The 6,498-nt window shown below is 62.9% G+C and carries 5 protein-coding genes; all 5 read left to right on the top strand.

Annotation, left to right across the window (positions count from 1 at the left end; all coding sequences use genetic code 11):
* The first annotated feature begins 338 nt into the window (after nt 1-338).
* From U0S50_RS18350 to U0S50_RS18330, 5 genes are read left to right on the top strand one after another with little or no spacing between them, the layout of a single operon-like run.
* Nucleotides 339-2,432: a TonB-dependent siderophore receptor gene (locus tag U0S50_RS18350; protein ID WP_322310065.1), complete on the top strand. Its 2,094-nt coding sequence runs from the start codon at nt 339-341 to the stop codon at nt 2,430-2,432.
* Nucleotides 2,429-3,616: an ABC transporter substrate-binding protein gene (locus tag U0S50_RS18345; protein WP_322310064.1), complete on the top strand. Its 1,188-nt coding sequence runs from the start codon at nt 2,429-2,431 to the stop codon at nt 3,614-3,616. The genes U0S50_RS18350 and U0S50_RS18345 overlap by 4 nt, the downstream gene beginning before the upstream one ends.
* On the top strand, nt 3,613-4,647 hold the full coding sequence (locus U0S50_RS18340) for an iron ABC transporter permease (RefSeq protein ID WP_322310063.1): 1,035 nt from the start codon (nt 3,613-3,615) through the stop codon (nt 4,645-4,647). The genes U0S50_RS18345 and U0S50_RS18340 overlap by 4 nt, the downstream gene beginning before the upstream one ends.
* Complete coding sequence (locus tag U0S50_RS18335) at nt 4,647-5,414, top strand: ABC transporter ATP-binding protein (protein WP_322310062.1); 768 nt, start codon at nt 4,647-4,649, stop codon at nt 5,412-5,414. Before U0S50_RS18340 ends, U0S50_RS18335 begins: the two co-directional genes overlap by 1 nt.
* On the top strand, nt 5,411-6,430 hold the full coding sequence (locus tag U0S50_RS18330; protein ID WP_322310061.1) for a DUF5829 family protein: 1,020 nt from the start codon (nt 5,411-5,413) through the stop codon (nt 6,428-6,430). The genes U0S50_RS18335 and U0S50_RS18330 overlap by 4 nt, the downstream gene beginning before the upstream one ends.
* Nucleotides 6,431-6,498 lie beyond the last annotated feature (68 nt).

Genomic DNA, 6,498 nt, shown 5'->3' with positions numbered 1-6,498 from the left:
CCTGCTCGCGCCCACCGGCAATATCCCGCCTGCCGAAGCCGAAGAGCGTTACTACGCCAGGCTGGACGACACAGCCATGGCAGCATAATTTGATGTAACTGGCCTCCGGCAATCCCGGGGCGGTTCAGTGCCGATGATACTATTCCGCCGTCGGCTTCTCCACCTCTTGGCCTTCGACATCGCGATGATCGGCTTTTCGCCGAACTTGCTTCGATTCATTTCCTCCGTTCCTTTGCGTTGGCCTCCAATCAAGTTCGGTCGCGTTCCAGGGGCAAGGGGAATGACTTGACGTGATATGATATTACATTAAATGAGCCTCCCGGTCATGGGAGGTCGGGTTGCGACATTTAATTTTTGTTTCAGCACTTTGTACGGCATCGGCGGCGGGGGCGCACGAGGCGGGGGATCAGGCTGACGCTGAGATACTGGTGCTTGGAACGCGCGAGCAGGGCTATCGCGCCATCGTCGCGCCGCAGGCGAACAAGTCGGACACGCCGATCAAGGAGACGCCTTTTTCGGTTCAGGTGGTGACACGCGAACTGGTGCAGGACCGCGGTATCACGACCGTCGGCGAGGCTCTGCGCTATGTTCCGGGGTTCAGCCCGCAGGTCGGGTTCGGAGCCTCGAACGACCGCTTCTATATTCGGGGTTTCATCACGCCCTATAATCTGAAGAATGGATTGCGCCGGTCCGCCTATGCGCCCGACGAGCAGCTTCAGAATGTCGAGCAGGTGGAGGTGCTGAAGGGGCCAGCATCGGCGCTTTACGGTCGCTTCGAACCCGGTGGGGTCGTCAACTTCGTTACCAAGAAGCCGCTCGATGCTCCCTATGCCGAGGTCGGGGTCCTTTACGGGTCTTTCGATCAGTTGCGGCTGACCGCCGACATGTCGGCTCCGCTGACCCCGACATTGGGTCTGCGGGTCAATGTCAGTCACGACGATCGCGACGGGTTTCGGGATTTCACTTTTACCCGCGGCACTTTCGTCGCGCTGGTTTTGCAATGGCGGCCGACATCCGACACCAGCCTGACGGTCGAGGGGGAATATGCGAAAAAGACGGGATATTTTGACCGAGGCTTTCCCGGCGATCCGCTTTTCTTCGATGCGCCGCGCGAGCGACAGTTCGGCGAGGCCGATGCGCGCTATCGCAATCAGGGGGGAATCGCCAGCCTGACCCTTGATCACCGCTTTTCGGATCGGATCACCGCGCGGCTGTCGGTCGGCTATTCGGAATTTTCGAAAGATGCGTTCTACTATGCCTTCGGTTTTCCACCGGTCAATCGTTCTGACCCGCAGCGTCCCGTCGTCAATCGGCGGCCCAGCCTTGCCTATGACAAGCAACGCGATCTGACGGCGCAGGCCGAGATATACGCGCGCTTTCGAACCGGCGGGATCGAACACAAGGCCATGATCGGCGCCGAACTTGGCTATGATCGCTGGCGCTATACGGTCGACAACGCGCCCTTCGGTGTAAATTTGCCGATCGATTTCTATCATCCGGTCTATGGTCAACGCGCCGCTCCAACGCTTCGCACCGCAGATGGCGAGTGGAACAGCGACAGCGCCGCGCTTTATGTGCAGGACGAATTGCATTGGGGTGCGTTCAGGCTGCTCGCGGGGCTGCGGCACGACTGGAACCGCCTCGAAAGCCCGGATCGGCTGTCGGTCGGTCCCCATGACAAGACGCGCCGGGGCGCAACGTCACCGCGCATCGGCCTCACCTGGACGCCGGACGATGCGATTTCATTCTATGCCAGCTGGTCGCGATCTTTCCGCGCCCAGGTCGATGTCGGGCGTCTGCGCGACGGCCAATTGCCGAAGCCGTTGATCGGCGAAAGCCTGGAGGCCGGTGTAAAGACGAGCTTTCTTGGCGGGCGGTTGACCCCGACACTGGCGTTCTTCGACATCGATCGGCGCAATGTCGCCGTATCCGATCCCGAAGATTTCGATCGGGTGATACAGATTGGACGATCGCGGTCACGCGGCGTGGAATTTGAACTCCCCGCCGTTCTTTCCCCCCATTGGCGAGCGATCGCCAATTATACCTATCTCGATACCGAAATTCGGGAGGACAGTTTCGTGCCGCCGGGTGTGAAGCTGGTCAACGCACCCGAACATTCGGCCAGCCTTTGGACCACCTATGACATGCAGGGCGCGTTGCGCGGTGCCAGCATCGGGGTCGGCGCCCAGCATATCGGTCGCCGCGCGGGCAACACGGACAACAGCGTCATTCTTCCCGCCTATACGCGGGTCGACGCCAATCTGGCCTATGAATTTGATACCCGCGCCGGGAAATGGCGGGCGCAGCTGAACATTCTGAACCTGTTCGACACATTTCATTATGATAGCGGCGGCGCGTTCATCCCCCTTTATCCCGGTGCGCCGCGAACCATTTCGGCCAGCTTGTCGTACAGGTTCGGAGCCGCGCGATGATCGCGCGCGGCCTGATGCTTGGCATTCTGGCCACGCTGTCGGCTTGCTCGGAAGAGCGGGCGCATTCACCGGTAGAGCGGGAGGTCATCGAGGGGCGCGAAATCGCGATGCCCTTTGCCCGGACCTTTCGCGTCGTCGAACGCGATGGTTATCGCGTCGTCGATCTGAAAGCCTCGGTGATCGGGTGGGGCGGGGCGGCCGTCGGCGAAGAGCAGTTTCAGCGCCTGGTGCTTGTCCCTCATGGCGGCAGACTGCCTGCGCTCGACGGCGATCTAGAAGGTGCGACAGTGATCCGCACCCCCGTACGGCGGATCGCCAGCAATACCGGTTATCACGAAGCAATGACCAAGGTGCTGGGCATTAACGATCGGTTGGTGGCGGTGGGCGGCGTCAAATCCTATGACGACGCGCTGCGCGCGCGGGTGCGCCGGGGAGAGGTCTGGCAGATCGGCTATGGCTGGCACCGCCCGCCCGAGATGGATGCGTTGGTGGCCGCAAAGCCCGATGTCCTTCTGATGAGCATGGGCGACATGAAAAATCTGGGAGCAAAACCGCGTATAGAGGCGCTGGGCATCCCGATCGTTCCGATCTTTCTCGACAATGAGCCCGACTATATGGGGCGCGTCGATTATGTCCGCCTGATCGGCATGCTGACGGGCAAGGAGGCGGAGGCCGATCGCTTTGCCGATATCGTCGCGGCCAATGTGGACGGGCTCAAGAAAGCGGCGGCTGCCCAGCCACAGCGCAGTCTCATTTCCGCCTGGTTCGCAGGACGCGACCGATGGAATCCGGTTATCCGGAATGCCGATGCCAAATTGCTGCGCGATGCCAATGGACGAAACCTTTTCGAAGGGCCCGACGATCCGGGGCGCGACAGCTTCAACAAGGTTTCGACGGAGGAACTGATCCGGCGGGGGGCGTCGGCAGATTGCTGGATCATCCGCGATTCCCATTCCGCGCCCTTTGCCGACACCGCCATATTGCGGCGTTTCAAGGCTTATCGCGACGATTGCCTGTTCGCCGCCGACGGGATGCACAAGCCTGACGCCGATGCCTTCGACTATTATGAAATGGCGGTCATTCGGCCGGACTGGGTGCTGGGCGATATTGTCCGAATGCTGCATCCACCTCTGCGCAGCGAACCCTTTCGCTATATCCGTCCCGACACGAAAGTTCCGCGATGACAGCCGCCAATCGAATGTTGATGGGGGGCGCGGCATTGGCGCTCGCTGTGGCCGCTACCGCGCTCTTCGCGCTCAGTTGGGGAATGATCTCTATCCCCGCCGCGCAGGTGATTGCCGTGCTGGTGGGGCAGGGGCAGGCCGCTGACGCGCAGATTGTCGGCGAACTGCGGCTGCCCCGGATCGTCACTGCTATCGTTGCGGGTGCCGCGCTGGGCATGGGAGGCGTGCTGATGCAGGCCCTGTTCCGGAACCCGATGGCGGATGCCTGGTCGCTTGGCTTGACCGCCGGGGGGCAATTGGGCGTTGCGCTTCTGGTGACCGCCGCGGCCTTCTCGGGGCCGGCCGCCATCGAATTTCTTCGGGCGTTCGAAGGCGTGTCGATCACCGTCGGTGCGATGATCGGTATTGGCCTGTTCGCTCTCGCGATGGCTAGCCTGGCGCGGCGCATCGGAACCGTCACGCTGCTCGTTGTCGGGCTCATGCTCGGCTTTACGGTGCAGGGGATAGTCAGTGTCGTCATTCATTTTGCCAACCGGGTCGGTGGCCGGGTTTTTTCGGGGTGGAGCGATGGCAGCTTCGCGGGCGTGACGTCGGCGGACCTTCCGATGCTCATGCTGCCCATCGCGGCGGGCGCGATCCTCGCCCTGATCAATGCCAAGCCGCTGACAGCGCTGTTGCTGGGCGAAACCTATGCCAAAAGCTTGGGCACCGATGTCCCTCGTTTGCGGCGCCTGACGCTCGCCGCGGTGGTCCTTCTCGTCGCGCCCGTTACGGCCTATTGCGGCCCCGTTACCTTCATCGGGCTGATCGTTCCCCATTTCGCCAGGGCGATCGCCGGGACCGCGCGCATTCTGCCCCTGATGCCGATCGCGGCCCTGGCCGGGGCCTTGCTGGCCTTGCTGGCGGACCTGGTGGTTCATGCCCCGTGGGAACAGCATTTCCTGCACCTCAACGCGGTATTGGCCCTGGTCGGGGCACCGGTGGTGATCGCGCTGCTGATCTTTTCGCGGACGATGCGGGGGCAGGGCTGATGTTGTTTCTCGACAATCTGTCGGTGGGCTATGGCGCGCCGCGCGGCGCGGTTCTTGATGCGCTCCACCTGACGGTGGAAAAGGGGGCTTTCATCTGCGTTCTCGGGCGCAATGGGGCGGGCAAGTCCACCTTGATGCGGACCCTGTCGGGGCTGCAGCCGGGGCTGGGTGGCAACGCCAGGCTGGACGGCGAGGATATCGCCGCGATGCGGCCGCAAAGCCGTGCACGGCGCATCGCCGTCGTGCTGACCGAGCGCGGAACCAGCCCGGGATTGACGGTTGATGACGTGGTGTCGCTTGGCCGCCAGCCCTTCACCGACTGGCGTGGCCATCTTTCGCCAGAGGATCAGGCGCATGTCAAAGCAGCGCTCGATATGGCGGGGGCCGACCCCTTTTCGGGAAGGCTGTTCGACGATCTGTCCGACGGTGAACGCCAGCGGGTGATGATTGCGCGCGCCATCGCGCAATCGCCTCGCTTGATGGTTCTGGATGAAATTACGGCCTTTCTGGATCTTCCAGGCCGTGTCGAGGTGATGGCCCTGCTGCGCGACCACGCGCGCGCGACGGGAGCGATCATTTTGTTGTCGAGTCATGACCTCGACCTGTCGCTGCAACTGGCCGACCAGATCTGGCTGCTGGACGGGCAAGGAAAACTGGTGGTCGGAACACCGGCGTCGTTGATCGAGGCGGGTGATATCGGCCGGGCGTTCGACACGCCTGCAGTGCAATTTTCGGCCCGTTTGGGGCGGTTCGAGTTGGTGCAATGAAGATGATGATCGGCTCCTTTTCGGTGATGGCGGCCTTGTGCCTTGCGTGCAGTCCGGTTGCGGCATCCGCATCGGCGGCGGTCGGCCCTGGCCCCGATTCTGGCCCCAATTCTGCCGCTGTTCCCGATGCCGCGGCGGTGGCCGCGCCAGGGATCAATCACGTCTATGTCGTGCTTGATCGTGCAACATTCGACGCAATCAGATCGAGCGACCATCTGGCGCGGCTACTGGGGCCGCCCGACGGTGGCCTTCCGGATTATGGGCCGCCTGCCGCAGACGCCGACCGGGTCTTTTTTCGCGGCCAGCATAGCTATATCGAGTTCTTCGCGCCCGAAAATCGCTTCAAGGAACCGGTGGGCAAGGTCGGCCTTGCGCTGGCGCATGATCACGACGGCGATTTTGACGCGCTGGAACGAACATGGCGGACCATTTGCGGTTCGGACCTGCGCCTTACCTCTGCGCAATGGCGGCGTCATAATCCGCCGGTGCCCTGGTACGAAGCGATTCAGTGCGACGGAACCGCGTCGGGTCCCCATCTGGCGGTCTGGGCGATGATCTATCGTCCCGAATTTCATCGCTGGCTGACCAGTGGCTCGCCGGCGCGTCACGAGATTACCCGAAGGGCTGTTCTTGCAGCCCGGCCCGGCGCCGGAGAGGCGCGCTTCGACGTGGTCGGCATCGAGATGGAGCTTGCCGCCGCATCGCACGATGCGTTGACGGGGCAGCTTCAAGCGGCTGGCTTTCAGCGCGAGGAGGCTGCGGCCGGGACATATTTGCGCGGCGACGGCTGGACCTTGGTTTTGCGGAAGGTATCGACCCCGCCGCGGCTTGCGTCGATCACGCTGGCGGTAAAGGGGACGGAGACGCAGGGAAGGGCGATGTCGCCCTTGCCGCTGGGAAGCGCCGAAGCCCGGACGTCCGGGGCCGAGATGCTGAGGTTGCACTTTGGCCGCACCGGGGAGAGCCGCGCCGGGACAGCCTCGGATATGAACGGCGAAAGGGCGAGCCACCAATAAGCGGGGCCGCCGCCACATAAGGCGCGCGGTTCGGCCGGCGGTCCGGTGGCGCTGGGGTGCCGCCAGAC

Source organism: Sphingopyxis sp., from assembly GCF_034380315.1.
In the GTDB taxonomy this organism is placed as follows: domain Bacteria; phylum Pseudomonadota; class Alphaproteobacteria; order Sphingomonadales; family Sphingomonadaceae; genus Sphingopyxis.
Note: the sequence above shows the minus strand (reverse complement) of the source record. Positions and strands in the feature narration are given on the sequence as shown.

What these genes read in the sequence shown, in the direction of transcription:
- U0S50_RS18345 (WP_322310064.1), top strand. Translation starts at nt 2,429, where the DNA reads ATGATCGCGCGCGGCCTGATGCTTGGCATTCTGGCCACGCTGTCGGCT.
- U0S50_RS18340 (WP_322310063.1), top strand. Translation starts at nt 3,613, where the DNA reads ATGACAGCCGCCAATCGAATGTTGATGGGGGGCGCGGCATTGGCGCTC.
- U0S50_RS18335 (WP_322310062.1), top strand. Translation starts at nt 4,647, where the DNA reads ATGTTGTTTCTCGACAATCTGTCGGTGGGCTATGGCGCGCCGCGCGGC.
- U0S50_RS18330 (WP_322310061.1), top strand. Translation starts at nt 5,411, where the DNA reads ATGAAGATGATGATCGGCTCCTTTTCGGTGATGGCGGCCTTGTGCCTT.